We start from the raw sequence: 25885 nt of genomic DNA, 5'->3' as shown, positions 1-25885 counted from the left end.
CCCGGCGTCGTTTTCGCGTAAAACTTGAAAACACCAAATTGGCCAGCGGCAAACCTAGCTACCGCGTACCGTAGGACCAGCAAACACGCGTACCGTAGGACCAGCAAACACGCGGGTACCAACAAACACTCGGGTACCAACAAACACTCGGGTACCAACAAACACTCGGGTACCAGCAAACACTGGGATACCAGCAACCACGCGGCGAGCCGAGCCACTAGCGAACTGGCAAACCGAACCCGAGGCGAAACGTGAGGAACCACAATGAGCAAAGAGAGAATCGTGGTAGCACTGGGTGGAAACGCCCTTGGAAACACTCCCGAAACTCAGCTCCGCCTCGCCGCTAGCACCGCCCGCAACCTGGTAGACCTTATCGCCCTTGGCGCCGAAATAATCATCACCCACGGCAACGGCCCGCAGGTGGGCATGATCAAAGTCGCCACGGATTTCGCGGCCCAAGCCGGCCACAACCCTCACCTTCCCTTCGCCGAATGCGGCGCAATGTCGCAGGGATACATCGGCTACCACCTGCAACAATGCATCGATAACGAACTCCGCGCTCGCGGTATTGCTAAACCTTGCGCGGCAATTGCTACCCAAACCGTGGTGGATGCGGCAGATCCGGCTTTCGCTCATCCCACCAAACCGGTAGGTGCTTTTTATACCGAAACGCAAGCTCGCGCACTTGCCGCTGAAACCGGTAATACCTACGTCAATGACGCGGGGCGGGGCTGGCGGTGGGTGGTAGCTTCCCCGCAGCCGGTCGAAATCGTGGAGGCCCCAGTGATTGCGACGCTGGTGGAAGCCGGGGTGATTGTGATTGCTGCCGGTGGCGGTGGCGTACCCGTGGTAGATAACGGCACACTGGCTGGTACGGCTGCGGTGGTAGATAAGGATCGCACCGCCGCTTTGCTGGCATCCCAATTACAAGCCGATACGCTTCTAATTTTGACGGCGATTGACGCCGCCTACCGCAACTATGGGACACCCGCCCAAGAAAGGCTCGCCCAGCTCACTGTGAGCGCGGCGCAGAAAGCTTGTGAAAACGGAGAATTTGCGGCTGGTTCCATGCTTCCTAAAGTGGAAGCCTGCGTGCAATTTGTGCAGGGGCATCCGCACCGCCGGGCAATTATCACTTCTCTGGAGAAAGCTGCGGCTGGTCTGGCCGAAAAATGCGGTACAATTATCCACGATCACTAATAGCCCAATTGGCGGGCTGCAAGGAGCAGGCACCATGACAAGCGGAAATGCTTGGGACCCACAAAGCGGAAACAGGCGGGAGTCACAAAACGGCAACGCCTGGGAACCCAAAAACACGAATAGTGAGCCCTCCGGCGGCGGAACACAAAACCAGTACGTTTACGGCTCCGATTGGCAAGCCCAAACCAAAGCGGGCTACCAAACCGGAAACCAGCAGAGCCGCCAACCAGGAGCCGGTAATTACTATCCGGGATACGGGCAAGCTGGTCCCACCTGGAACACCGCGGGGCAAAACCCATACGGCACCTACCAGGCATATCCGCAAGGCGCGCCCTATAACTATCCATATGGTGCGCCCTACTACCAACAGAAGAGCCGCTTGATTGCGGGCCTGCTCGGCATTTTCCTGGGCGGCCTCGGGGTGCACCGGTTCTATTTGGGTTACACCGCCGTCGGCGTAGCCCAAATCGTGGTTTCGGTATTCACTTTCGGGCTGGGCTCCCTGTGGGGATTCATCGAAGGCATTTGCATTATCGCCGGGGCAGCGATCCAAGAAGACGTCCGCGGCATACCGCTACGCGACTAGCCGCGCACTAACATGCGCGTAGCGGCGCACCGCCACGCGCATAGTACCGGCGCTAACCCAGCACACCCGTAGCCATCCCGACCCGTAGCCTAGGCCAGCGAGACAAGTTCCAAATAGTCATCAGACCACAAGTCTTCGTCGCCGTCTGGGAGCAACAGGACGCGTTCGGGGTTGAGGGCTTGTACCGCACCATCGTCGTGGGTTACAAGCACCACGGCGCCTTCGTATTTGCGAAGCGCATCCAAAATCTGTTCCCGCGAAGCCGGGTCTAGATTATTCGTTGGTTCATCGAGGAGCAAAACATTTGCCTTCGAAACTACAAGCATGGCCAGCGAGAGCCGAGTTTGTTCCCCGCCGGAAAGCACACCGGCGGGTTTTTCGGCGTCGTCGCCCGAAAATAAGAACGAACCGAGCACGGTACGCAAACCGGTTTCGTCATATTCGGGTGCCACGTAGCGCAAGTTATCCACAACGGTTTTCGAAGTGTCAATAAATTCGTGTTCCTGGGCGTAATAGCCCAGTTTCAGGCCGTGACCGGCAATGACCTCTCCCGAATCCGGTTCTTCCACCCCGTACAGTAACCGCAAGAGCGTAGTTTTACCGGCACCGTTCAAACCCAACACCACGACTTTTGAGCCCCGGTCGATAGCCAAATCCACACCTGTGAATACTTCCAAAGAGCCATAAAACTTGGTTAGCCCTGTGGCGCGCAAGGGTGTTTTCCCGCAGGGGGCAGGCTCGGGGAAACGCAGTGCCGCCACTTTGTCTACCTGGCGTTCTTCTTCCAAACCGGCCAGCAGGTTCTCGGCGCGGCGAGCCATATTTTGGGCCGCCACCGCTTTAGTGGCTTTCGCCTGCATTTTCTGTGCCTGGGCGAGCAAAGCACTCGCCTTCTTTTCCGCGTTTGCCCGTTCCCGGCGGCGCCGCCGCTCATCAACTTCCAGCTGTTTGAGATAAGCATTCCAGCCGAGGTTGTAGACGTCGAGGCTGGCCCGGTTGGCGTCCAGGTGCCACACGCTCGTCACGGTTTCTTCTAGCAAGTCAACCGAGTGGGAAATAACAATGAACCCACCCGAATAGGTTTTCAAATAGTTGCGCAACCAGATGAGCGAATCATGATCCAAATGGTTCGTCGGCTCATCCAGGAGCAAGGTTTCTGCCCCGGAAAAGAGCACTCGGGCTAGCTCCACGCGCCGCCGCTGGCCGCCCGAAAGAGTTCCTAATTCTTGGGCGAGAATACGATCATCTAGCCCGAGCGAGGCCGCAATTTGCGAAGCTTGCGCATTCGCGGCCCACCCGCCCGCATTCGTGAACTCCTGGTCGAGCCGCACATACCGTTCCATCGCCTTTTGCTGCCGGTTGCCCGTGAGCTCAGACATTTGCCGCTCTGCTTTGCGGATCGCGCGAATGGTGGCATCAATTCCGCGGGCCTCTAAAATCCGGTCCCGTGCCAGCTGCTGCGGATCGCCACTGCGAGATTCTTGCGGCAAATAGGCCACGCTGCCGCTGCGCGTAATCTGCCCTTCGTAATCGACGGCATCAGAGGTGGTGCCTTCCCCGGCAAGCAAGCGCATCGTGGTGGTTTTGCCGGCCCCATTGCGGCCAACCATTCCCACGCGCATTCCCTTCGCAACGCGGAAGGAAGCATCTTTGAGCAGTTCGCGGCTACCGATACGTATGGTCAGATTCTGGGCACTAATCACGGTGCCCTAGTCTACGTCCCGTAGCCCTTTCGCGCACATTTGTGGTTGTGTCACGTTTGTAGTTATGTGCCGAAGCGAGCGCTAGCGCGGCGATTGCGAACCCAAGGGGAAGCAGAAGGATACCCGAGCATCCAGGAAGCAGGAGTCAGAGCAACTAGCAACGGCAGCACGCGATAGGGCGGGCACCGCCAAGTAAGACCAGCAGCTCCAGGCCTAAACCAGTAGATCCAGGCCTAAACCAGCAGCTCCAGGCCTTTCGACCTAGATGAAAAAAGCGCATACTGGAGGCGTGAACACATCTTCTGCTGATTTCCCGCCCGAGCATCCGCGCGAACCGAAAGAGACCGCGGATACGGGCGCTGCCGTGCCGGTTCCGGAACGTAGCGGGCGGGTCGATTCGGTGTCCGCCGCCGTTTTCGGGTTTAAGGATCCCACTTTGCCTGGTGACGGTGCCGATTTTGTACCAACGGCAAAAGGCGCCACACCGGCAGGTGCCACACCGGCAGGCTCGGGACCTGCTAACACCAGGAGGAAAGATTCAATCGCACCTCCCGGCTCGGAAGGTACCCGCGGGCCAACGTTCTTCCTGGCAAGCGGTATTGGACTTTGGGGCTTGGTGGTAAGCATGACGGCGGAGGCTTCTCTCGTGCAGTCCCTGCTGGGCTGGTTGTTCGCCGCAGGAGCGCTAATACTTGCCGGTCGCACGCTCGCCCAACGCATGCGCTACACGGACGGGCCGATTTCGCGCCATGATACTGCGGCCGCGAGCCTAACCATTATTTTCACTTGCCTTGCCGTGGTGCTCAGTGCCTGGCCTCTCACCCAAGCACTCATGGCTTTATAAGCCAGCTTTTCACTACGCGCGGCCACGCGCCCTACGCCAACTTGGGCGCGGCCCCAGGGACTCGCTGCAGAAAAAGACCTCAGCTACCCGCGGCAGAAAAAGACCTGCCCGCGTACTTAACCGGCAAGAAGGCGCGGGCCCGGGAGCCGCGGCAGAAAAAGACCTCAGTCTAAGAGCTCAGTCTAAGAACTCAATGCGTTCGGCTACGGCTTTCGCAAAGCGGTCGAATCCGCCCTCTACGAGCCGCAAATATAGTTCGGGTTCAAAAGCTTCTGCTTCGATAAGTTGCGGCTTGCCCGAAGATGGCGTGGCCACATCCACGCGAATATAAAGCGGTAGGCCCGCGGTAGGCGCCCAGTTTTCTTGCCGGGAAACCATACCAATAGCGCGGATCGTAGCGCGTGCCAACTCTAGTTCTGCCGCGCTCGGTTCCACAATCGTAATCCGTTCCGTATAGGTGCCGCGGTAGAGCCCGCCCCCAAGTTCGAGCACCGGAGCTTTGCGCGTGGTATGCGAATACTCGCCGTTAAAGAAGAAAATTCCGCGTTCTGCCCCATCTTGCACGGTGTCAATTGCCTCTTGGACGATTACCGTATTGCCCGCGGAGAGAATCTTTTCTGCCAGGGCCTGCGCCTCTGCCCCATAGTTTTCAAACAGGCCGGTATTGCGCGAAGAAGCCGAAACCGCCGGCTTAATAATCAGCCGCCCCTTTACTTTGGCCGCCGCTTCCTGGGTTTCTTCCAACGTCCGCGCATACGTAGTAGGAGGAATATTGACCCCTAAATCCGCCAAAACTTCCAAATAGTGTTTATCCGAATTCCAGGTGATCAGATCGGGATGGTTCAGCACATTGGTTTCTTGCCGAGCTTTTTGGAGCCAGGCCATAAACTCGGTGTACCGGTCCGGATAGTCCCACGGACTGCGAATAATTGCCGCTTTATAGCCGCGCAAAGACTTCCCCGAAGTCCATTCCACAATGTCTGCGTCTACGCCGTAACCGCGCAAAGCTTCCCGAATTGGTGCCAATTCCACGTCTACGTCACCGGAGGCACCCTTCGCCTGAGTAATAAGAGCCACGGTTCCCCGCGCATAGTCAGCTTGTTCCGCCTCGCCCACCAAATGCGAGTGTTCCGAGCTTGCGTTATTTGCGGTATCTGCCATGTGTTCCGTCTCCTTGCGCGCAACGGCGTGTTGTCCTGCGAAAACAAAGATCGAGTTTTCGTATTTTTCGGTTACTAGTTTTTTTCGGTTACTAGTCTAGAGATTGAACCCGATCGCGCGAAGTTGATCGCGTCCATCATCGGTAATCCGGTCCGGCCCCCACGGCGGTAGCCACTGCCAGTTAATATCCACTGAATCGACGATTCCCGCCGTCGCACTCTCAATTTCCGCGGCAATATATTCATCGAGCGGGCAGGCCGGAGACGTCAAAGTCATATCCAAATGCAAATGCCGGCCTTCCGTAGTAATTCCGTATATGAGCCCTAGGTCCACAATATTGATCGAAAGCTCCGGGTCGATCACGTCTTTGAGAGCTTCCAGCACCTCCGCCGGATCTACGTCCTCCCCCTCGGCCAACGGGGCGGCCGACGCCGCGTCCCCTGCCGATTCCGTTCCCGCGGTTTCTGCCACCGCAGATTCCAGAGCCGATTCCGCGACAGGTTCTGCCACAGGTTCCGTGTTCACCGGTTCCGCAACAGATCCTGCGGCGGGCGCTGCCGGTGCGGGTGCAGTTGTGACCGGCGCCGCCGAGTTATCTGTCTCGATGGTCGCTACGCTTTCGTGTGCGTCTTTCTCCATTTTCGCCTCCCTATAATCCGCTCTGTGCCCAATTTTAGTTTTGCTGTGCGGGTGCCTCGGCGTGGTGTGCGCGGGCTGCCAGCGCTTCCTCCGTAGCCTCGCGGGCCGCCAGCGCTTCCTCCGTAGCCTCGCGGGCTGCCATCCAGCCCAGAAGCGCGCATTTAATTCGCATGGGGAATTTCGCCACCCCCACAAAAGCGGTGGCATCTTCCAATTCGTCCGCTTCTGCTTCGGGCAGTTCTTTGCCGCGGCCATCCATCATTTTCCGGAAAAGTCCATACAGCTCGGCCAGCCGATCCACTTTTTGCCCAGCGATGAGGTCATTCATAATCGAGATTGAAGCCTGAGAAATCGAACACCCGTCACCCTGCCAGGCTAAATCGGAGATGGTTTCGCCGTCGTCGGAAAGCTTCACCTGCATATTCACTTTGTCACCACAAAGCGTATTCACTTGGTAAGACTCACCCTCCGGCGCTTCTAGCTCACCCTCGCCGTGCCGTTCCCGGGCCGCGTCCAAAATAATCTGCTGGTACAGTTCGTCCAGATCTCCCATACTTTCCCGTCTCTCGCTCGCTTATTCGCATCATGCTACGCGTTCATGCTTCCCGCACGATAGCTTTCCGGCTTTTGGAACCGTAACCGCGGCCCGCGTTTACGTAGGTGCCCCGGCCAGGGCGCCGATTGCGTACCTGCCGCTACCCGCCTCATTTCACGCTACTTTGCAGTAACTAGCTTTTACTCACGCTACTTTGCAGTAACTAGCTTTTACTCACGCCACTTTGAAGTACCGCCGTACCTGCCCCAAAGATTCCAGGAAGCTGTGCACATCCTCCGCGGTGTTGTAAATCCCCAGGCTGGCGCGAGTCGAGGCGCCCACGCCGAAGTGTTGGTGGATCGGTTGCGCGCAATGATGGCCCGTACGCACAGCTATCCCCCACGAATCCAAGAATTGGCCCACATCGTGCGGGTGTACACCAGCCACATCTACGGCTACAATCCCCGCCCGATCGCGCATGTCCAGCGGCCCGAGCACGCGCACACCCGGAATTTCTCGCAGGCCAGCCAATAGCAATGCGGTGAGTTGCTCTTCGTGGGCAGCCACTCGGTCCATCCCGATTTGCTGCAAATATTTCACCGCTAAGGCCAGCCCTACAATCTGTTGCACCGGCTGGGTGCCGGCCTCGAAACGTGCCGGACTTTCCGCGTAGCTCGTACCTTCCATGCGGACCTCAGCCACCATGGAACCACCGGTCAAAAATGGGGGCAGGGCCGCCAAGAGTTCAGCGCGCCCGTACAGCGCCCCCACCCCGGTAGGGCCATACATTTTATGCCCGGAAAAAGCCGCGAAATCCACGCCTAGCTCCGCGAAATTCACCGGCATGTGCGGCACCGACTGGCACGCATCGAGCACCACGAGCGCACCGTGACGATGCGCGTGTTCCACAATCGGCGCGACCGGCGTGACCGCCCCGGTCACATTCGAAACATGGGTTATCGCCACCACTCTCGTGGTCTTATCAATGCGCTTCAAAGTATCCAGGTCAATACGCCCAGTTTCGGTAACGCCCAGCCACCGAAACTCGGCGCCCGTGCGTGCACACAGCTCCTGCCAGGGCACCAAATTCGCGTGATGTTCAGCCACCGTAGCAACAACGGAATCTCCCGGCCCGAGCGCGAACCGCCGTGCAGCCGGCCCGCCGCGCCCCTGCGCAGCATTCGAAAACGCATAGGCCAACAGGTTCAAAGATTCCGTAGAGCCGTGCGTCCACACGATTTCTTCCGGCCCGGCCCCCACGAAATCGGCAAGTACCTGCCGGGCTTCTTCATAGGCCACGGTGGATTCTTCTGCCAATTGGTGGCTGCCACGTTTCACGCCCCCATTGCGGTGGTTGACGAAATCGGAAATACCGGCAGAAACCGCGCGTGGTTGTTGCGCGGTAGCTCCCGAATCCAGGTAGACCAGCCTATGTTCGCCGCGGATTGGCTGCGCCAAGATAGGGAAATCTGCGCGCGGTACGAGCCTTCCGTCATTTTCGGTCACTGGGCCTAGGCCTCGCTCTCTGCCTCAATGTATTTGTCATAGCCTTCGGCTTCGAGCTCGGCAGCTAGTTCGGGCCCGCCCGTGCGCACGATCTGGCCGTTAGCAAACACGTGCACATAATCCGGTTTCACATATTCGAGGATGCGGTTGTAGTGCGTAATCAGCAGGAGCGAGTTTTGCGTGCGTTCATGCACGTCCATGATCCCTTCCGCAACCACCCGTAGGGCATCCACATCCAAACCAGAATCAGTTTCGTCAAGTAAGGCAATTTTCGGTTCGAGCAATTCCATCTGCAGCACTTCGGTCCGTTTCTTTTCCCCACCCGAAAAGCCGACGTTCAAATCCCGCTTGATGAAATCTTCGTCTACCCGCAGTTTGTTGGTTACTTGCCGCAAGCTCTTAGCCCACTCGCGCAGGCGCGGAGCTTCGCCGTCGATCGCAGTTTTCGCGGTACGCAAGAAATTTGAAACCGAAACTCCCGGCACTTCCACCGGGTACTGCATAGCGAGGAACAGGCCTACACGGGCGCGTTCATCCGGGGTGGAATCCGTAATATCTTCCCCATCCAGGAGCACTTGCCCGCTCGTTATCTCATATTTCGGGTGCCCAGCTACCGCGTAGGCAAGCGTCGATTTACCCGAACCGTTCGGGCCCATAATGGCGTGGATTTCTCCGTCACCAATATGCAAATTCGTGCCGTGCAAAATCGGCTTATCACCTTCCGGAGTATGCACTGAAACGTGGAGATCAATGATGTCCAGGGTTGCCATTTAGAAATCCTCCAATACCTTATCGACGTCTACATATACGCCGCTCTCGTCGATCTGAAGTTCATATACGGGTACCGGTTTGGTGGCCGGTAAGGTGCGCGGATGGCCGGTAACCAAATCGAAAACCGAGCCGTGCTTCCAGCATTCAATTCCGCCTTCGTACACTTCCCCTTCCGCCAGGGAAATATTGCCGTGTGTGCAAGTATCCCCCAGGGCGTGCCAGCTCCCATCCGAATCGCGCGCAATACAAACCGAGTATTGCTTCCCGGCCGCATTGTTTACCTGTACGCGCAAAGCCGCTGCGGGAGCTACCGCATCTAGGTCACACACTCGTACCCGGCTCATGCGTCCGCCTCAGTTTCCGAGTTCGTTTCGGTTTGTGTACCTGCTCCGCGCTCCGCGTTTACTTCCGCCTGCGCGCCCGCCTCAGCTTCCGGGTTCGCCGCGATTTCTTCCGCGATTTCAGTGCCTGTGCTATCCATGAGGTCGAGTTCGCGTTCGATTGCCGCCATGAGCTTTTCGCGCACCGATTCCACTTCAATTTGCACAATCAGTTCCGCAAAGAATCCGCGCACCACTAAACGCCGTGCCACATCCGCCGGGATGCCCCGCGCCATCAGGTAGAACAGTTGCTCCTCATCGAATTTTCCGGTGGCCGAAGCATGGCCGGCGCCCACAATATCCCCGGTGAGGATCTCTAGATTAGGTACCGAATCGGCCTTGGTACCTTCCGTGAGCACCAGGTTACGGTTCAGTTCGTAGGTATCGGTTTGGGCTGCCCCCGCCCCGATCAAAACGTCGCCAATCCACACCGAATGTGCATCTTGCCCCTGCAAGGCCCCCTTATAGGTACAGCGGGAAACACAATTGGGTTCTTGGTGGTCCACAAAAACCCGGTGTTCTTGGTGTTCTCCCGCTTCCGTAATATAGGCCCCCAGCAGATTTACTTCCCCGCCCGGCCCGGTAAAGGAAGTTTCCGAAGTAATGCGAACGAGGTCGCCCCCGATCGTCACCACGATATGGCGCAATTTCGCATTCCGGCCCACCTCCATGCGCTGGCTGGAATGATGCTTAGCGCTACGTTCCTGCTCTTGCACGGAAACGACGGTAATATCCGCTTCGTCGCCCACCGAAATCTCCACGGTCTCGGAAAGATTTCCCGCCCCCGTGTGCTCGAGCACCACCGTGCCAGTGGCATGTTTTTCCGCGATAATCCGCGTATGGGAGGTGTTCATGGGCGCGGGAGCGTCAATCCCGAGTACGACGTCGCTGTGCTCACCACCGTGCATGGTCACCACGTGGGAGCGGTGGAAGGCCGCGTAGGCCAGGGCCGCTGCGCGGTCATCCGGAATGCCCACGGTGCCAAGCCGGGAATCTTCCCGCCCTACCTCTTCCACGGTGGCCCCGCCCGTACAGTCCACGCTTACCGGCGCGGCCGGGCCGGCCAAACCGTCGGCAATGAAAGGTTCTATCCGGTCCATGGGCGTAAAACGCCAGTCTTCCTCCTCTCCGCTTCCCGTAGGAATCGGGAAATCATCCGGGTTGAAACTCTTAAAACGATCCGAACGGTCTGCGTGTGCAATATGGAAGTGTTCTTCTTCCAGTTGCGGACCTTCCGCTGCCGGGCCGGTTGCCGTTGCGGCCCCTGTATTTTCTGGCCGGGTAGTTTCCGTTTGTGCCATCTAGCCCACGCTTCCTTCCATCTGCATATCGATGAGCCGGTTGAGTTCCAGTGCATATTCCATGGGAAGTTCGCGCGCAATCGGCTCCACAAAGCCGCGCACGATCATCCCCATCGCCTGCTCTTCCGAAAGGCCGCGCTGCATCAGATAAAACACTTGCTCTTCCGAAACCTTGGTAACGGTAGCTTCGTGGCCCATTTCGACGTCGTCGGTACGCACATCCACATACGGGTACGTATCGGTACGCGAAATATCATCTACCAGCAAGGCATCGCACTGCACATTAGATTTGGAACCGACCGCGACTTCATCCACTTCCACCAAACCGCGGTAACTGGAGCGCCCACCCCCGCGGGAAATCGACTTCGAAACAATCGAAGAGGTAGTGCGCGGGGCCATATGGTGCATTTTTGCGCCCGTATCCTGATGTTGCCCCGGCCCGGAAAACGCGGCCGAAAGCATCTCGCCATGCGCGTGTTCACCGAGCAGCACGCAGGCCGGATACTTCATATTTAGGCGCGAACCAATATTGCCGTCTACCCATTCCATGGTGCCGCCTTCTTCCACGGTAGCCCGCTGCGTCACCAGATTGAGCACGTTATTCGACCAGTTCTGTACCGTTGTGTAGCGGCAGTGCGCGTTACGTTTCACAACAATTTCGACGACGGCGGCGTGCAGCGAATCCTCCCGATAAATCGGGGCGGTGCATCCTTCTACATAGTGCACGTAGGAACCTTCATCGCAAATAATCAAGGTCCGTTCAAATTGGCCCATAGCCTGGGTGTTAATCCGGAAATAGGCCTGCAGGGGAATCTCTACATGCACATTTTTGGGTACGTACACAAAAGACCCGCCCGACCACACAGCCGTATTTAGGGAAGCGAATTTATTATCACCTGTTGGCACTACGGTACCGAAGTATTCTTCGAATAGCTCCGGGTGCTCTTGCAAGGCCGTATCGGTATCCACGAAGATCACGCCTTGGCGTTCCAAATCTTCCCGAATCGAGTTGTAGACCACTTCGGATTCGTATTGGGCAGCTACCCCGGCAACCAAACGTTCCCGCTCCGCCTCCGGGATACCCAAACGGTCGTAGGTGTTGAGGATTTCTGGGGGAAGATCTTCCCACCGGCGCACTTGTTTATCGGTAGCTCGCACAAAATATTTGAACTGCGAGAAGTCAATCCCGGAAAGATCAGCTCCCCACTGTGGCATGGGCCGGCGTTCAAACAATTTATAGGCACGCAAACGGCGTTTGAGCATCCATTCTGGCTCATTTTTCGCCGCAGAAATATTTCGCACCACATTTTCATCTATACCGCGCGGAGCAGCTTGACCACGTTCATCAGGATCGTGCCAACCGTACTCGTAAGTACCGCTGAGGTCCGCGATGAGCGATTCTTGCTCCGCTACGACTTCGGCCACGGCGGCTTCATGCCGTGTTTGCGTCATCCTCTTCCCTTCTCTATGCGTACTATTCGCATTTCACGTCTTGTTGTTCGGTCCTTGTGGGCCCGGCCGGAACCGTCAAAGTGCAGGTAAAACTACCAGACACCTGGGTAGCTATGCGTTGCACATGCACGCCTAAGATTTCACCGAAAGCACGTGTTTCGGCCCCGCATAAAATCTCATGTTCACCAGCAATTTTCCGAATTGGGCAATGCCCTTGGCACAGTTGCAACATCTGGGTGCCGGGTACGCTGCGTACCGAAGCCGCATACCCATCATGAGTTAGCGCGCGGGCTAAGGCCTGCAATTTATGGCGCATATCTTCCCCGGCTGTTTCTACCGCTTCACCATAGCGTTGGATTATCGCTTTGGTGCGAGCGTCCGCATAGGCTTGTAACCCAGCTTTACCCAGCTTTTCCGCAATAAAATCGAGGGCGGATAGCGCCACGTTTTCAGCGCTACGTCCAAACCTTTTCTGCAAGGTATTACCGGTGGCAATATATCGCCGTGCCGGGCGTCCCCGTTTGCCTGTACCGGCCCCGGGGCCGTTCTCGCGGTAGACCGCGATCCTCCCCTCTTTTTCCAGGGCCGTGATATGCCGGCGCACCGCCGCCGCGGTGAGCACCGTGATACGAGCAAGTTCCCCAGTAGAAATAGGGCCGTTTTCGACGATAAGCCGAAACACGCGTTCGCGTGTACGCTCCCTTTCTGCTTGCACTTGCGCCATGGGCCATCCCTCCAGTCACCAATTAAACAACATTTCTGTTGCATAATCTATGGCGTAGCTTCCAGCGCGATCGCGCAACCTCGATCAACGACGACGTAGCTGCCACCGATGCACTCGCGCTGCACGCTAACACCAGGGCTAAGGCTGCACGCTAACACCAGGGCTAAAGTTACGCGCTAACATCGCTGGCAACTGGACCGCGCTAACCCCGCTGAGACGCGGCGCATACTAGCGGCACTAGCAACTGGCACGCGCTAACCCCGCTAGCAACTGGACCGCGCTAGCGGCGTGCCGCATAGGCCAGTACGGCCATGAGCAGGGTCGGGCATTCCAGGTTGCCGGCCAGCGCGGCCGCAAGAACCGTTTCAAAAGAGAACCAGCGTTTTTCGATTTCTGCTTCTTCTCCGGTGCGCACAAAATCCGCCGCGCGCCCCGGGCGCAAATCGCGGGCAGTGTAGAGAGTCAGGTGTTCGTTATTGAAGCCGGTGCTACTGAAATAGCTGACGAGTTTTTCCAGTTTCCCCGCCTCGTAGTCCGTTTCCTCCAGAAGTTCGCGCCGGGCCGCGGTTTCTAGGTCCTCACCGGGGATATCTAATAATCCCGCCGGAATTTCCCACATGAGCCGCCGCACCGGCACCCGGTACTGGCGGATAAGCAAAACCTCTGTGCCCTGTTCTCCTTCCCGCAGCGGCAACACACCCACAGCGTCATCGCGGTCTACCCAGGTCCGCGCAATTTCCTCCCCGGTAGATTGCAAGACCACGGTATCTTCGCGCACCGTCACAAAGCCCTCATAAGGCGTGCGCCGCTCCACCAGCTGCACATGTTCCGGATCATAGATATCGTGCAAAACCGCGCGCTGCGCGCTTAGGTTTGCAGTTTCATCCGTGTGCTTGCTCATCTGTTCTCCTCCCGGCGCCGCCTCGCCCGGGCGGGCCAATCTACAATTCTTCGCCGCTCTTACCTGACGCTCTTATTTGTTACTTTTACTTGCCGAAGTTCATACCGATCGACGAAGAAGACCGCCCCGCCCCCAATCGCTAAGCAAATAATGCCGGCTCCCGCCGTCGCCACTAGGGCTGCAAGCAGCCCCGTACCTAGCGCGCTGAGCAACCATTGGCCACACCAATACCCGGCTAAACCTGCCACAACAGCGGCGGGTAATACCACGAGGGCGGAACGTGACAGCCCGCGCACCGCACCCGGCCCGATCTCCCGGCGAATCGCGAGCACTTGTCCAAGCGCACCGATCGTCATTCCAAAGGTGACGGCCATGCCAATCGCCATGAGTACTTGATCGCGGCCGTGCGCCCCGCTCGCCCAGGCAATAACCAGGCCGAGTACTACCGCTAACCAGGCCACAGAGTTGACGACGGTGACGGAACGGGCCGCTTCCACCGCGTAGAGGACCCGTGAGCCGTGATAGATAACCGCGTAGCCGAGCAGGCCCGGAGCCATCGCGATAAGGGCTTCGGCCATGCCATCGGCCGGCCGCAAAACGTCAAAAATGCTTTGCGCGGGAACCGCCACCGCAACCAACAAAGCGATACATACCAAGCCAATATCGAAAACGAGCCGGGTAGAACGCGCCGTGATTTTCGCTAGGCCGGGCCGGCCCGGCAGTGCGGCAGCTTCCGATAGTTTGGGGAATACCGCGGTGGCGATCGGTACGGCCAAAACCGCGTAGGGAACCATGTAAATCTGGTTTGCGAACGTGTAGACCGGGTAAGTTCCTACGTCCCCGCACCCGTTGGCGAAGATCATCACCGCCACAATTTGAATTTGTTGCGCCAGCAGGCCGGCCAGCCCGGCCCCCGCGAGCCGCAAGGCCCGTTTGGCTACCCCGGGCGGGAAACGTAAGCTGGGCCGCAAGTGCAAAGTGCGTGCTACCGGAATTAGTTGCGGGAGGGAAAAAACGGCCACTCCCGCCGTCGTTCCCCACCCAAGTACGTACCGTGCCACCGTGGGGATCGCGCCCGGATCTTCTTGGTTGCCACCACCTAAGTAAGCGAAAATGGCGAAGGTGGCTATGCACACTAAAGAACTGAGCAGCGGGGCGAGCGCTGGCAAAATGAAACGTTTTTGGGCTTGCAGGATTCCCGTGCACACCACCGATAACCCGTAAAGCGGGATTTGCAGGGCAAACATGCGCAGCAAACTGGCGGCAAAGGAAATCTCGGCCGCGCTAGCGTTCACGCCAAGCAGGAAAGCCATGATTGGGCGGGCGGTCAGGGCTACCACGGCCGCGATCGGAAACCCCACGGCTAACACCCAGGTGAGAAGCGCGGAAGCGGTTTGGGAGACTTCCTGGCGCATATGTTTGGCGAGGAATCCAGAGACCAGCGGGATCACGGCAGCGGCTAAGGCCCCGCCTGCCGCTAGTTCGAAAAGCACATTGGGAACGGTGTTCGCCGTCGAATAAGCTTCGCCTGCCACAGTTGCACCCAAGGCGCCGTTTTGTGCCCAGGCGCGCACGAACCCGGCGAAACGCGAGAGGAGGGTAAGGATTGAAATAGCTCCCGCGGCGCCAAGCGCCGAACCGAGAACTCGTTTCATCTTCTTCCTGCTTCGTCCAGGCTGCGCAAGATCGGTGTTTCTGCGATGATTTTGCTGAACGAAACCCGTTCGCTCGCCAAAGTGAGCCCGACTAGCCCAGCCAGGATTGCGCAACGAACCGTGCGGCGCGGCAGGAGTGCCCAGGCGGTGCCGAGCGTTGCCCCAAAAGCGTTCGCACCGGTATCGCCGAGCATCGTTTTTCCGGAAAGGTCATCTTCCGCGCACACCAGGCCTACCCCGCACACTCCGGCCGCCAAGCGGGAAGCGGGAAGCGGAACGCTATTTCCGAGCAAAGGAAGCGCGGCCAAGCCCGCAACTTTTAGGGCCCGGCCGGGGCGCAAATCGAAAAGGTTGATGATATTCGCGCCGCCGGCGATAAGGCCGGTACGCACGGCAGTGTCGAAGAAGGGTATATCGCCGGGCTGGCGCAAGGCCCGTGCACTCAGCGCCGCGCTGGAGGCAATCAGCATTAGTTTCACGTTCCCGGAGGTGAGGACGCCGCGCCGCAAGGCTCCCAGGTGGCCACGCAGGCCTTTCGGGTTTTCGGCAAAACGCTCCGCGCAAGTATCGTCAATGTACCCGGCTGTGGCGGCCCCGCCGGTAGCGAGCAGCGCCGCTCCGCCAACTGCGCTCAACCCTGCCGTCACGCTCAACCCAGCGGCTGCCACTACGCCTTCCTCCAAGCTCACCTGCCGGCCATCATGGGCTGTGCGCTGCCAGGCAGAGTGTTCGCGGCGCCGCAAAATCGCGCGGGTGCCAGCCGCGGCCAGGGCACCGGCCGCGGCTACCAGGGCGCGCCGTCTGCGCTTTCTTCTCATGCTTGTCCCCCACTTCGAGATTTCAATTCTCCCGGCACCCTCCGGTCTCCCGGCACCCTCCGGCCTCCCGGCACCCTCCGGCCTCCCGGCACCCTCCGGCACCGCGGCGCAGCCCCGCATAACTCGCGGCGTCCCGCGCTGCACGCAATAACTTTACTCGTGGCAGGTGGAAGCGTTAGGCCGCGGGAGTCACTTAGGCCGCGGGAGCCACTTCGGCAGCGTCTACGCGGTCGCCCAGGATTTTGCTGGCCCCGCTCCCCACGCCGAGGGAAACATGTTTGCCCGTAATTTCAGCGGCAGTTGCGAAGGTAGCATTCACGCCAGATAGCGCAGAACCGGCGGAATCGACCGTGGATCCGGTGCCATTGCGCCGTACTTTATCGAGCGTGGAATCCGGCACGTCCGTGGTACCCACGGCTACGGCTGGGCCGCGCGCCGCCCACACCGCGAAAGCATCAGCATGGATTTGCGCAATATTTCCCCGCGGCGTGGCATCCGCACTCGGACTTACCTCTCCGTTGGCGCCGGCATGGTCGGCGTCGTAAGAAATAAAGATGATGGCCGCGGCGCCGCCTTCTGGTTGCTGGGTAATATCCAGCAACTTGTTATCCGCAGAGGTAAGCAAGGTTTGCAGGCTCTTACCATTGGGATTGCCTGTGCCCCCGCGCAATAGTTCATCAACGCCCGCGGCAATAATCGCATCACCGGATGCGCCCGCATTGTCGCCCTGAATATAGGTTCCGAGGTTACCGGCGAGTACGCTACGGTAAGAAGCAGAAGAAGCGGCCGCATAGTTTTCGGTGAGCCGTACTACCCCGGAAATGTGCCCGCCCGCGCCTTCCACGCGTTCCCGCACGGCCTTCACAGCTTCATCAGGAGTGTCCGGAGCCGTCACGATCGCAATATTGCGACCGTTGAGAGTACCCGCGGTAAGTTGCTCGCCCGCGGCGATCACCGCCCGGTTAGCGGCGTCGAGCTCAGATTGTGCCTCCGAAAGTTCGACCCGCATAGCATCGCGTGATTCGCGCAAGGAATCCACCTGACCGGTAAGGGTGTTACCGATCGATCCTTGCAGGGGCCCGGCACCGAGGATGATTCCCACCGCGAGGGCCAAAAACACGGACACCAGCGAAACTACATGATATTTAAAATCTACCATCGACATCAATCCTTAAAAGAGGCTTCCCAGCCAGGCCCAGAAATCACCGAGCCTGGCACCGATCACGGAAATACTTGCTTGACCGGCTGCTGTAGAGGCGAGGGCTGCCATTATTGCCAGGAAACCGGCAATGATCAGGAGCACGATCATCCAGTTGGAAATCCGGGACCGGTAAAGCCGGGAAACGCCTTTGGCGTCTACCAGTTTGCCGCCAACCACGAGCCGGGTAAGGAAAGTAGAGGCCATCCCGGCCCGGCCTTTATCCAGGAATTCGACGAGCGTGTTGTGGCTACCTACCGCCACAATCAGCCCGGCTCCTTTCGCGTCTGCGAGGAGCATAGCCACATCTTCGGAAGTTCCGGTGGCGGGAAACACTACGTGGCTCACCCCTAAATCTTCCACCCGTTTTTTACCGGGCGCACGGCCATCCCGGTAAGCATGCACCACGATCTCGGCACCTGAACGTAAAGCTTGGTCGGATACCGAGTCCATATCTCCCACGATAATGTCCGGCTTGTATCCGGCTTCCAGGACGGCATCGGCGCCCCCGTCCACGCCAATGATCAGTGGGCGATATTCGCGAATATAGGGCCGCAAGGTGGCCAGGTCTTCTTTATAGCGGTACCCGCGCACCACAATCAAGACATCGCGCCCTTCGATTTTGGTGCGGATATCGGGCACGCCAGCACCGTCGAGGATGAGGTTTTGTTCCTCTTCCATGTATTCGAGCGTGTTGGTGGCAAAGGCCCGCAATTGGGTGGTCATCCCGGCTTTCGCCGCTTCCATAGCGTCCGCGATTGATTCGGCGTCTTGAATAATTCCTTGCGCTATTATTTGCCCGTTGCTGGTCACGCTACCGTCTTCTTCCACGGTGATGCGGGTACCTTCGCGAATGTCCATAATCGCAGAGCCAAAATCGTCAATCAGAGGGATGCCGGCCTCATTGAGGATTTCCGGACCCAGGTTCGGATATCGGCCCGAGATCGATTTGGCCGCGTTGAGTACCGCCGCCGGTTTAGCTTCCACCAGGGTTTCTGCCGCTACCCGATCCAGATCTACGTGATCGATAATCGCAATATCTCCCGGTTGTACGCGACGCACCAAATTTTTCGTCCGCCGATCCACGCGGGCCGGCCCGTTGAGTGTTCCGGGCGTCGCGACCACCGATTTACGTCGTTTTATCCATGCCACAAGCTTTATCGTGCCACAAACGCATTGCGAAGTAGTTCAGCGGCGTGGGCGCGTGCCACGTCAGTTTCATTACCCGAAAGCATACGGGCCAGTTCAGAAATGCGTTCTTCCCCGGTTAGTTCGACCACTTCGGTGCGGGCGGTACCGCGTGTGGATTGCTTGACTACGGCTATCTGAGTGGTAGAAAACGCAGCTACTTGCGGCAAATGAGTCACTACGATCACCTGTGCGGTTTCCGCTAGTTTGGCGAGACGTTTCCCTACCGCGGTGGCGGCTTTCCCGCCGATCCCCGCATCTATTTCATCAAAAAGAAACGTATGAGATCCCTCACTGCGCTGGCTGGCGAGGCTGACCTCTACGGCGAGCATGACGCGTGAGAGTTCTCCCCCAGAAGCTCCTTTGCCTAGCGGGGCAAGGGGTGCGCCGCGGTGGGAGGCGAGAAGGAATTCCACGGTGTCTGCCCCGGAGGGCCCGGGTTCGGCTTTTTCGACTCGCACTTCAAACTTGGCGTCTGGTAAGGAAAGGGCGGGTAGTTCTGCTGTGACTTGCGCGGCCAGGGCGGCACCTGCCTGTTGGCGCGCAGTGCGTAGTTTTTTGCCGGCTTTTTCCATGTGTGCGGTGGCTTCGCGTAATTCTTTTTCGATGGTTTCCCGGGTGCCTTCGGGGTCGCCCAGTTTTTCAAGTTCGCGACGGGCATGCGTGGCTTGGTCGAGCGCACTGTCAATGTCCATACCGAGTTCTTTGCGCAGGCCCGCAAGTTCTTGGCGCCGTGAGTAAATCTGCGAGAGGAGTTCGGGTTGGGCTTCGGTGGCGCGCGCGGCGGCGGCTAGTTCTTGCCCGACATCGTCTATTTCTGCTTCCACCGAGGCGAGCCGGCCGGCAAGTTCTTGCCCGGTGGGATCAGTAATTTCGGATAGTTTGGCCCGGGCTTCGGCTACTGCCCGGGAAGCGGGTAGTTCTACGGCATCAGAACCGGTGAGCAGACCGGCCGCGCGGGAAAACGCAGCATACAGTTCTTCGGAATTTTCGAGCCGCAAGGCTTGCGCACGCAGTTCTTCTTCTTCGCCGGGGGTGGGCGCTACGGCTTCGATTTTTTCAAGGAAAGCCGTGTAGGCAAGCCGCCGCTGGGCAGCTTCGCGCGCCCCTGCCTCAAATTCGTGCAATGCTTGGCCGGCTTCTAGATATTGGCGGTATGCCTGTTGCCACTGCGCGTTTGCTGCCGTGATTTTTTCTCCGCCATAGGCATCTAGAGCGGTACGTTGTTGGGACCCGCTAGCCAGGCGGATTTGGTCAGATTGGCCGTGCACAGTAACAAAAGCGGAAGCGATTTCGCGGAGCACGGCGGTGGGAACAGAACGGCCTCCCACATAGGCGCGGGAGCGTCCTTTGGCGGGCACGTGGCGGGCCACGATGAGGATGGCATTTTCTCCTTCTATTTCGAAGGCCCCGCCGGCGTCTGTTACTCGTTCGAGTACGGGCGAATCGGCGGGGATTACGAAGGTGCCTTCTACTTCGGCGGCGCGTGCTCCGGCCCGCACGCGTGAAGCATCGGCTTTTGCGCCGAGGAGTAGTTGGAGGGAGGTGACGGCCATGGTTTTTCCGGCCCCGGTTTCTCCGGTGAGTGCGGTCAGGCCCGGCCCGGTTGCGAGTTCTCCTTCGGCAATTACTCCCAGGTCTCGTATGGTGACGTGGTCGATCACTGTCCTACCTCCGTTTGGCTCCACCCCTTCACCGGTAGTTCGAATCGGGTGACGAGCCGTCCGGAGAACGGGACGTCAGAAAGCCGAGCAAGTTTCACGGGATTCGACCCGCGCACGGCCCGAATTACCGATCCGGGTGGGGCGGCCAGGCCGCGCCGCCCATCGCACCAAATTATGGAACCGGCTCGCAAAATCCGCACTTCGAGTTCCGAATCTGGGCCCACTACGAGTGGCCGGGTGAAAAGGGCGTGGGCAGCTACGGGCGTGAGGAGCATGGCTTCCACATCTGGCCAGACCACGGGCCCGCCGGCCGAAAAATTGTAGGCGGTAGACCCGGTGGGAGTGGAAATCAGCACGGAATCAGCTTTGAACGCGGATAGTTCACGCCCGTCTACCCCGATAGATACTTCGATGAGTCGCGAGCCGGAATCTTTTTCCACGGAGGCTTCGTTGAGCGCCCATCCGGTTTCGGTATGCCCATCGGGGTGGCGCACCATAACATCGACGGTCATGCGTTCTTCTACCCGCCAGTCTCCGGCGGCAATCCGCCGCGCTACTTGCGGCAAGGCGGCCGGTTCAGCTTCGGAAAGGAAACCCATATGCCCATAGTTGATTGCCATCACGGGCGCATCTACTTGCCGCCCAATTTCGGCGCCGCGCAGGAGCGTACCGTCCCCGCCGAGGACGAGAATTATGTCGCTACCTGCTGCGCCTTCTAGGGTTTCCGTTTCATCAATTTTCACGCCTAATTCGGTGAAGAGTTCTTTTGCTCGCTGGGCAGATTGCACCAGATTTTCCGGTAGTGCCTGGTTGACTACAAGCGAGACTTTGCGTTGCTTACTCACGCGCGACTCCCCTCGTTTCCTGCGCGCCGGTGCTCGTTTGCCCTATCGTAGCTGTTTTTCCGGCCGGCCCGTTAGCCACTGCCGTGCGGACCGCGTTTTCGAGGTTTTCGCCGAGCTGGTCTGGTGCGCCCGCGCGCATATACAGGAAGTATTCGACGTTGCCTGCGGGGCCGGGTAGCGGTGAGGCGGCTACCGCTTGGATACCCAGGCCGTTTGTGCGGGCACTTTGCGCTACTTTTAGGGTTGCTTCCACATGGAATTCCGGGTTGCGTACCACGCCGTGGGCACCGATTTTTTGCCGGCCTACTTCGAATTGTGGCTTGACCATGAGTAGGAATTCGGCGTCGCTGGCGGCTACCGCAACCAAGGCGGGGATTACCAAGGTGAGTGAGATGAAAGATAAGTCGCCTACCACGAGTTGCGGGGCGGGCGTGATTTGCCCGGCTTGTAGGCTGCGCACGTTCACCCGTTCCATTACCGTTACGCGGGGGTCTTCGCGCAGCTTCCAGGCTAGTTGTCCGTAGCCGACGTCGACGGCGGTGACGTGGGCGGCGCCGCGCCGCAAGAGGACGTCGGTGAACCCGCCGGTGGAGGCACCCGCGTCTAGGGCGTGTACGCCAGCTATTTGGGGGCCGGCTGCGCCGAGGGCGTCGAGGGCCCCAAGAAGTTTGTATGCCCCGCGCGAAACGTAATGTTCCAGCCCGGCTTCGCGCACTACTAAGGCTTGGGCCGGGTCCATAAGCCGGGCCGGTTTGGTTACTTCCCCGCCGTCGAGGGAGACGCGCCCGGCCCGGATCAATTCGCTAGCTTCGGCGCGAGAGCGGGCCATTTTGCGCCGCACCAGTTCGGCATCTACACGGATCATGCGGGCCATTATGCGCGTGCTCGCCCTAGTTGCCGGTTTAGTTCACTAACAATGGTTTCCAGGTCCGCGATTTGCTCCCCGATATCTTTACCTTCTAGTTCCGCCAATAGTGTTTCCACTTGTACAGGTGCCTGTGGTTTGGGCCCAGGTTTGCCAGAACCGGGCTCGGGCATAGGCGCAGTCCGCGGCGCAGGGGTAGGTGTAGGTATATGGGCAGAGGTAGGTGTAGGCCCGGTCTGGCCCGTTCCCTGTGCCTTTAGATCTTGCCCTGTTCCTTCCACCTTTACCCTTCCTGCTTCCTGTTAACTGCTTTTTGTTTCCAGCCCTCGCGCTAGAAGCACACATTTAGCCGCGTGCCTCTAGCGTCGTCCTTCTATCACCGTGCTATTCGCCCGGTCGTACTACTTGGTAATCGGGAAGCTCTGCCCCAAGCGTTTCGCGTGCCAGGCCGGCATCAATTGCTTCCCATACCGCGTGTACGGCCGCTCGGTAGGCGTTGAGGAAAATCTGGTCACCTTGTTGGTTGGAAATTTCCAGTTTGGTTCCCACTAGCCGGGCGGTTTCCTCGCCGCATGTCCAAGTATCACCGGTTTTGGTTATCTGCGGGTATACCTCATTGAGGGCCCGCAAATCATCAGCGAGGAAGGTCGGCCGTTCTTCTGGTACGGCAAGCATAATGTCGCGCGCCGAATTCACTCCCGTAAGTACATGCAGGGAAGGAATCCCGGCAGCGACCGCCCCACGCACATCCGTGTTGAGCCGGTCCCCCACCGCGAATGGGTTTTGGGCTCCAAGTTTTTCGGCTGCAATCTTATATATTCCGGGATCTGGTTTGCCCGGAGAAGTAGGTTGCACACCGGTCGCGTTAACGATCGCGGCAACTAGGGAACCGTTACCGATCATATGTCCGCGTTCTTGGGGAAGAGTGGCATCCAAATTTGTGGCGATAAACCGAGCGCCTTTTTGGATGGCGAGTGCTGCTTCGGAAAGCTGTTTCCATCCGATTTCCGGATAGAAGCCTTCTATCACCGCCGCCGGATTATCATCAGCCGAGGTTACCTGTTGGAAACCGGATCCTTTCATGGCCTCATGTAGCCCGGCCCCGCCGATCACGAGGACTTTCGCGCCTTCCGGCAAAAGCTGCTGTGCGAGTAGCACGGCTGCTTGCGCCGAAGTGAGGATGTCTTCCGGCCGGGTTTCTAATCCGAGTTCGTTTAGCTGTGCTGCCACTGTCTCTGGTGGGCGGGAAGCATTATTCGTCACGAACACGGCTTTCATGCCGGTGGCACGGGCCGCGCTATAGCCTTCCGCCGCGTGCGGGACGGGATCCCCGCCCAGGTAGGCTACTCCGTCCAGATCGAAAAGTGCTCCGTCATAGTTTTGTGCGAAAGGCTTTTGCATAGCTTTAGTCTTCCTTCTTACTTTCTTCTGCGGCAGTTGCGTCTACGTTCGCCGTCGTTTCCGAATTTTCTTGTGCTTCTTCCGGTTCCGCCGCATTATCCGTCTCCGGTTCCGGCTGAGAATACGCTACCGGTGCTGTTTCCGCTGCGGCTTCGACATGCGTTTTGCTATTAGATTCCGCCGCCGCATCGCTTTCCGAAACGGTCGGCTGCGAGACAGTTTCTTCCCCACCCGGCGTTTCTTCTTCTGCAGCCGGCGTTTCTTCCGGTGCCCGAGCTTCTTCTTCCGCTACCGATTCGGATTCTACTGGCAGTTGCGCCGGGGCTACTGTTTCAGCTTCTGCCGTTTCCGTGCCTTCCACGGACACTGTATCGTCTTGTGATTCCTCAGCTTGGGCTGGGGCTTCTTTCTCCGTTGTGGCTTCGGGGGCTGTGTCTTCCGGTATTTCGTCCCCAGCAGCTTCAGCCCCAGCAGCTTCAGCCCCAGCAGCTTCAGCCGCGGCGGCTTCATCCTGTGCCGCTTCTTCATCTCCTGCGCCGGCTGCTAGGTCTTCTGTGGCGGCTTCTTCCGCTGTTTGGTCTTCTTCCGGTTCTTCTTCGATTTCCATGAGGAGATCGACTTCGCCTTCACCTTCGTATACCGGCGTCCAGCGGCGGCGCAGTTCTTCGGCTTCCTCGGTCTGCCCGACCTCTGCGAGCCGGTCTGCCTTCACGAGTTCTACCCGGGCGCGGAGTTCTTCCCCGAGGTTTTCGGATTTGATTCTTTCGATCACCGAGAGTCCGCCGGCATAGTCGCCCGTGTCGGCGCGCGCCCCGGAAGTGACAATTGCGAGTTCGATTTGTGCTGCCGGGGAGAGTCGCTTCAGTGGTACTTCCGCAATGAAGGAAAGCGCCTTTTCAGGTTTGCCGAGCCCGCGTTCGGCGTCTGCTTCTAGAGGCGCATGGGAATAGTCGTCCGTCATGCGCCGGTAGGTGCGTAGTTCGCGTAGCGCTTCGCTGTAGCGTCCGGTCAGGTAGGCGGCAATACCCAGTGCCTCGCGTACGACGTCGACTCGGGCAGCTTGCCTATAAGCTGCCTTTGCGTGTTCGTAGGCGAGTTCGGGGTTTTCGTCCATCATCATGCCGGCATAGACGAGGTGTCGTGCAACCCGATCAGCGGTCCGCTTGGACAAGGATTTCAGGCTACGTGAAGTCTGGGGGTCCAGGTCAGAGGCCCGTACTGATTCGGGGACTTCTGGATCGCGGCGTCCTGCGCGTTGTTCCTGCGTGGTTTCGCGTTCCGGCCGGTGGGAGCGGAAGTCGCGCCGCGGTTCACGTTCTTGTGTAGCGGAGGCCTGGCTGTCGCTTTGCACGGCTTGTTCTTCAGTGTTTGTTGCCAGTAGGTCTTCTCGTTGGTCGCGGTCTTGGTCGCGGAAGTCGCGGCCCTGCCCGCGACCACCTTCACCAAAGTCGCGGCCGCGCCGATCATCACGATCAAAACGCCGACCCCGACCACCATCATCACGACGATCCCGGTACCCACGCGAATCTTCCCAACCACGCCCACGCCGATCATCACGACGCCGATCACGACCACCGAAATCACGATCCCGGCCACGGAAATCACGGTCCCGGTCCTGGAAATCACGCCCACGCCCGCGACCACCATCTCCAAAGTCACGACCGCGCCGATCATCCCGATCAAAACGCCGACCCCGACCACCATCATCACGACGATCCCGGTACCCACGCGAATCTTCCCAACCACGCCCACGCCGATCACGGTGCCCGTCGCGGTCGCGGCCACCGTCGCGGTCGCGGAATCCGCGGTCTGATCTCCTATCGCTAAAATCGCGCCGACCACGATGCGCTTCACCGGAGCCATCGCTCCAGAAGTGGCGGTCTCTGTTATCTCGCCGGCGGTCGCTTCTGTGACCCGAGGATCCCCGGCGCCCGGAAGCCGATTCCCATCCGCTCGAAGAGTCGTTACGGTCCCGACGCTCATTATCAGACATTAAATAAATCCTCGCAGTTCACTTATAAGCCAACCGAGCCATCCGGCTCTGAATACCATTTCATTCTACCTTCTACACGTACCTGAAACCACGTGGCGACGCCATTGGAGCGATCACCACCACAGACCCTTCAGGCTGGTTAAATAAAAAATGGGGGCCTACCCCGGCCCCCAAACAAAAACCAAAACCCGCACACCAACAGGCCGACCAACCAACAGGCCAACCGACCAGCCAACCACCCAGCTGCAACCAAAAACCAAACAGATTAGCGCGCAGACCAACCAGCAACCTTAGCCAGCCCCAGCGAGCCAACCAACCAGCAACCAAGCCCAAACAGACAAACCCCACCGGCTAAACCAAACCCCCGGGACCAAATCCCCGGAGTTTTTGCCTGTTAAATAGGGAAAGCGGGAAACACCCCAAAAGGAAATGCTTCCCGCTAAACCCAACCAAAAAAACATTTTGGCGGCAGCGACCTACTCTCCCACGCCCTCCCGAGCGCAGTACCATCAGCGCAGGCGACCTTAGCTACCGGGTTCGAAATGGAAACCGGGC

Annotated in this window: 24 protein-coding genes and 1 rRNA gene; 3 read left to right on the top strand and 22 right to left on the bottom strand. The window is 58.8% G+C overall.

Features of this window, described 5'->3' with window-relative positions; all coding sequences use genetic code 11:
- Positions 1-264 precede the first annotated feature (264 nt).
- Together arcC and BLT47_RS07960 are read left to right on the top strand one after the other, a co-directional pair.
- On the top strand, positions 265-1200 hold the full coding sequence (gene arcC, locus BLT47_RS07965; protein WP_074663582.1) for a carbamate kinase: 936 nt from the start codon (positions 265-267) through the stop codon (positions 1198-1200).
- A gap of 34 nt (positions 1201-1234) precedes the next feature.
- On the top strand, positions 1235-1786 hold the full coding sequence (locus BLT47_RS07960) for an NINE protein (RefSeq protein ID WP_074663578.1): 552 nt from the start codon (positions 1235-1237) through the stop codon (positions 1784-1786).
- An 89-nt stretch (positions 1787-1875) separates the two neighbouring features.
- Here the strand turns inward: BLT47_RS07960 and BLT47_RS07955 are convergent, their stop codons facing one another.
- Complete coding sequence (locus BLT47_RS07955) at positions 1876-3489, bottom strand: ABC-F family ATP-binding cassette domain-containing protein (RefSeq protein ID WP_065415267.1); 1614 nt, start codon at positions 3487-3489, stop codon at positions 1876-1878.
- Between the two features lie 289 nt (positions 3490-3778).
- On the opposite strand from BLT47_RS07955, the gene BLT47_RS07950 reads away from it, so the two are divergent.
- A complete protein-coding gene (locus BLT47_RS07950) occupies positions 3779-4333 on the top strand; it encodes a hypothetical protein (RefSeq protein WP_143021819.1) in 555 nt (184 codons plus the stop codon).
- Positions 4334-4510: 177 nt separating this feature from the next.
- Here BLT47_RS07950 and BLT47_RS07945 read toward each other — a convergent pair whose 3' ends face one another.
- From BLT47_RS07945 to rrf, 21 genes are all read right to left on the bottom strand, one after another.
- On the bottom strand, positions 4511-5494 hold the full coding sequence (locus BLT47_RS07945) for an ATP-grasp domain-containing protein (protein WP_083330169.1): 984 nt from the start codon (positions 5492-5494) through the stop codon (positions 4511-4513).
- Positions 5495-5590: 96 nt separating this feature from the next.
- Positions 5591-6133 (bottom strand): metal-sulfur cluster assembly factor, encoded by a 543-nt coding sequence (locus tag BLT47_RS07940; protein ID WP_083078665.1) that lies wholly within the window; start codon positions 6131-6133, stop codon positions 5591-5593.
- Positions 6134-6167: 34 nt separating this feature from the next.
- Positions 6168-6686, bottom strand: coding sequence for a Fe-S cluster assembly sulfur transfer protein SufU (sufU, locus tag BLT47_RS07935; RefSeq protein WP_049620335.1), 519 nt, complete (start codon positions 6684-6686; stop codon positions 6168-6170).
- 216 nt (positions 6687-6902) lie between these two features.
- Complete coding sequence (locus BLT47_RS07930; protein WP_074663570.1) at positions 6903-8174, bottom strand: SufS family cysteine desulfurase; 1272 nt, start codon at positions 8172-8174, stop codon at positions 6903-6905.
- Between the two features lie 5 nt (positions 8175-8179).
- Complete coding sequence (sufC, locus tag BLT47_RS07925; RefSeq protein WP_074663567.1) at positions 8180-8944, bottom strand: Fe-S cluster assembly ATPase SufC; 765 nt, start codon at positions 8942-8944, stop codon at positions 8180-8182.
- The gene (locus BLT47_RS07920) at positions 8945-9289 is read right to left on the bottom strand and encodes a non-heme iron oxygenase ferredoxin subunit (protein WP_049620332.1); all 345 of its coding nucleotides are present in this window, start codon (positions 9287-9289) and stop codon (positions 8945-8947) included.
- Positions 9286-10626 carry a Fe-S cluster assembly protein SufD gene (gene sufD, locus BLT47_RS07915; protein ID WP_083330168.1) on the bottom strand — a complete coding sequence of 447 codons (1341 nt, stop codon included), beginning with the start codon at positions 10624-10626 and terminating at the stop codon, positions 9286-9288. The genes BLT47_RS07920 and sufD overlap by 4 nt, the downstream gene beginning before the upstream one ends.
- On the bottom strand, positions 10627-12078 hold the full coding sequence (gene sufB, locus BLT47_RS07910) for a Fe-S cluster assembly protein SufB (RefSeq protein WP_074663562.1): 1452 nt from the start codon (positions 12076-12078) through the stop codon (positions 10627-10629).
- Between the two features lie 22 nt (positions 12079-12100).
- Positions 12101-12802 carry a helix-turn-helix transcriptional regulator gene (locus BLT47_RS07905; protein WP_074663559.1) on the bottom strand — a complete coding sequence of 234 codons (702 nt, stop codon included), beginning with the start codon at positions 12800-12802 and terminating at the stop codon, positions 12101-12103.
- A 280-nt stretch (positions 12803-13082) separates the two neighbouring features.
- On the bottom strand, positions 13083-13703 hold the full coding sequence (locus tag BLT47_RS07900; protein ID WP_074663555.1) for an NUDIX domain-containing protein: 621 nt from the start codon (positions 13701-13703) through the stop codon (positions 13083-13085).
- Between the two features lie 59 nt (positions 13704-13762).
- Positions 13763-15358 carry a murein biosynthesis integral membrane protein MurJ gene (murJ, locus tag BLT47_RS07895; protein ID WP_074663551.1) on the bottom strand — a complete coding sequence of 532 codons (1596 nt, stop codon included), beginning with the start codon at positions 15356-15358 and terminating at the stop codon, positions 13763-13765.
- Positions 15355-16176, bottom strand: a complete 822-nt coding sequence (locus BLT47_RS07890; protein WP_074663547.1) for a hypothetical protein — start codon at positions 16174-16176, stop codon at positions 15355-15357. Before BLT47_RS07890 ends, murJ begins: the two co-directional genes overlap by 4 nt.
- 193 nt (positions 16177-16369) lie before the next feature.
- Positions 16370-17335 carry a copper transporter gene (locus BLT47_RS07885; protein WP_176764507.1) on the bottom strand — a complete coding sequence of 322 codons (966 nt, stop codon included), beginning with the start codon at positions 17333-17335 and terminating at the stop codon, positions 16370-16372.
- Positions 17336-17347: 12 nt separating this feature from the next.
- Positions 17348-18526, bottom strand: coding sequence for a putative cytokinetic ring protein SteA (gene steA, locus BLT47_RS07880; RefSeq protein ID WP_049620325.1), 1179 nt, complete (start codon positions 18524-18526; stop codon positions 17348-17350).
- Between the two features lie 5 nt (positions 18527-18531).
- Positions 18532-20226 (bottom strand): DNA repair protein RecN, encoded by a 1695-nt coding sequence (recN, locus tag BLT47_RS07875; protein ID WP_074663543.1) that lies wholly within the window; start codon positions 20224-20226, stop codon positions 18532-18534.
- Positions 20223-21071, bottom strand: a complete 849-nt coding sequence (locus tag BLT47_RS07870; protein ID WP_074663539.1) for an NAD kinase — start codon at positions 21069-21071, stop codon at positions 20223-20225. The genes recN and BLT47_RS07870 overlap by 4 nt, the downstream gene beginning before the upstream one ends.
- Positions 21064-21945: a TlyA family RNA methyltransferase gene (locus BLT47_RS07865; protein WP_074663535.1), complete on the bottom strand. Its 882-nt coding sequence runs from the start codon at positions 21943-21945 to the stop codon at positions 21064-21066. The genes BLT47_RS07870 and BLT47_RS07865 overlap by 8 nt, the downstream gene beginning before the upstream one ends.
- Before the next feature lie 375 nt (positions 21946-22320).
- Positions 22321-23337 carry an HAD-IIA family hydrolase gene (locus BLT47_RS07860; protein WP_074663531.1) on the bottom strand — a complete coding sequence of 339 codons (1017 nt, stop codon included), beginning with the start codon at positions 23335-23337 and terminating at the stop codon, positions 22321-22323.
- A gap of 4 nt (positions 23338-23341) precedes the next feature.
- The gene (locus tag BLT47_RS09625; RefSeq protein WP_256332585.1) at positions 23342-24508 is read right to left on the bottom strand and encodes a tetratricopeptide repeat protein; all 1167 of its coding nucleotides are present in this window, start codon (positions 24506-24508) and stop codon (positions 23342-23344) included.
- Positions 24509-24513: 5 nt separating this feature from the next.
- Positions 24514-25200, bottom strand: coding sequence for a hypothetical protein (locus BLT47_RS07850; protein ID WP_143021818.1), 687 nt, complete (start codon positions 25198-25200; stop codon positions 24514-24516).
- Between the two features lie 593 nt (positions 25201-25793).
- Positions 25794-25885: ribosomal RNA gene (gene rrf, locus BLT47_RS07845) — 5S ribosomal RNA — on the bottom strand; the annotation flags it as partial.

Source organism: Actinobaculum suis (assembly GCF_900102025.1).
GTDB lineage: Bacteria > Actinomycetota > Actinomycetes > Actinomycetales > Actinomycetaceae > Actinobaculum > Actinobaculum suis.
Note: the sequence above shows the minus strand (reverse complement) of the source record. Positions and strands in the feature narration are given on the sequence as shown.

Excerpts from the sequence above, each read along its gene's own strand:
- BLT47_RS07850 (WP_143021818.1), bottom strand. The coding sequence starts at position 25,200 with ATGGCTCCGGTGAAGCGCATCGTGGTCGGCGCGATTTTAGCGATAGGA.
- BLT47_RS07900 (WP_074663555.1), bottom strand. The coding sequence starts at position 13,703 with ATGAGCAAGCACACGGATGAAACTGCAAACCTAAGCGCGCAGCGCGCG.
- BLT47_RS07860 (WP_074663531.1), bottom strand. The coding sequence starts at position 23,337 with ATGCAAAAGCCTTTCGCACAAAACTATGACGGAGCACTTTTCGATCTG.
- arcC (WP_074663582.1), top strand. The coding sequence starts at position 265 with ATGAGCAAAGAGAGAATCGTGGTAGCACTGGGTGGAAACGCCCTTGGA.
- BLT47_RS07920 (WP_049620332.1), bottom strand. The coding sequence starts at position 9,289 with ATGAGCCGGGTACGAGTGTGTGACCTAGATGCGGTAGCTCCCGCAGCG.
- sufB (WP_074663562.1), bottom strand. The coding sequence starts at position 12,078 with ATGACGCAAACACGGCATGAAGCCGCCGTGGCCGAAGTCGTAGCGGAG.
- BLT47_RS07940 (WP_083078665.1), bottom strand. The coding sequence starts at position 6,133 with ATGGAGAAAGACGCACACGAAAGCGTAGCGACCATCGAGACAGATAAC.
- BLT47_RS07945 (WP_083330169.1), bottom strand. The coding sequence starts at position 5,494 with ATGGCAGATACCGCAAATAACGCAAGCTCGGAACACTCGCATTTGGTG.
- BLT47_RS07890 (WP_074663547.1), bottom strand. The coding sequence starts at position 16,176 with ATGAGAAGAAAGCGCAGACGGCGCGCCCTGGTAGCCGCGGCCGGTGCC.
- BLT47_RS07960 (WP_074663578.1), top strand. The coding sequence starts at position 1,235 with ATGACAAGCGGAAATGCTTGGGACCCACAAAGCGGAAACAGGCGGGAG.
- sufU (WP_049620335.1), bottom strand. The coding sequence starts at position 6,686 with ATGGGAGATCTGGACGAACTGTACCAGCAGATTATTTTGGACGCGGCC.
- murJ (WP_074663551.1), bottom strand. The coding sequence starts at position 15,358 with ATGAAACGAGTTCTCGGTTCGGCGCTTGGCGCCGCGGGAGCTATTTCA.
- BLT47_RS07905 (WP_074663559.1), bottom strand. The coding sequence starts at position 12,802 with ATGGCGCAAGTGCAAGCAGAAAGGGAGCGTACACGCGAACGCGTGTTT.
- BLT47_RS07865 (WP_074663535.1), bottom strand. The coding sequence starts at position 21,945 with ATGGCCCGCATGATCCGTGTAGATGCCGAACTGGTGCGGCGCAAAATG.
- sufD (WP_083330168.1), bottom strand. The coding sequence starts at position 10,626 with ATGGCACAAACGGAAACTACCCGGCCAGAAAATACAGGGGCCGCAACG.
- sufC (WP_074663567.1), bottom strand. The coding sequence starts at position 8,944 with ATGGCAACCCTGGACATCATTGATCTCCACGTTTCAGTGCATACTCCG.
- BLT47_RS07885 (WP_176764507.1), bottom strand. The coding sequence starts at position 17,335 with ATGGTAGATTTTAAATATCATGTAGTTTCGCTGGTGTCCGTGTTTTTG.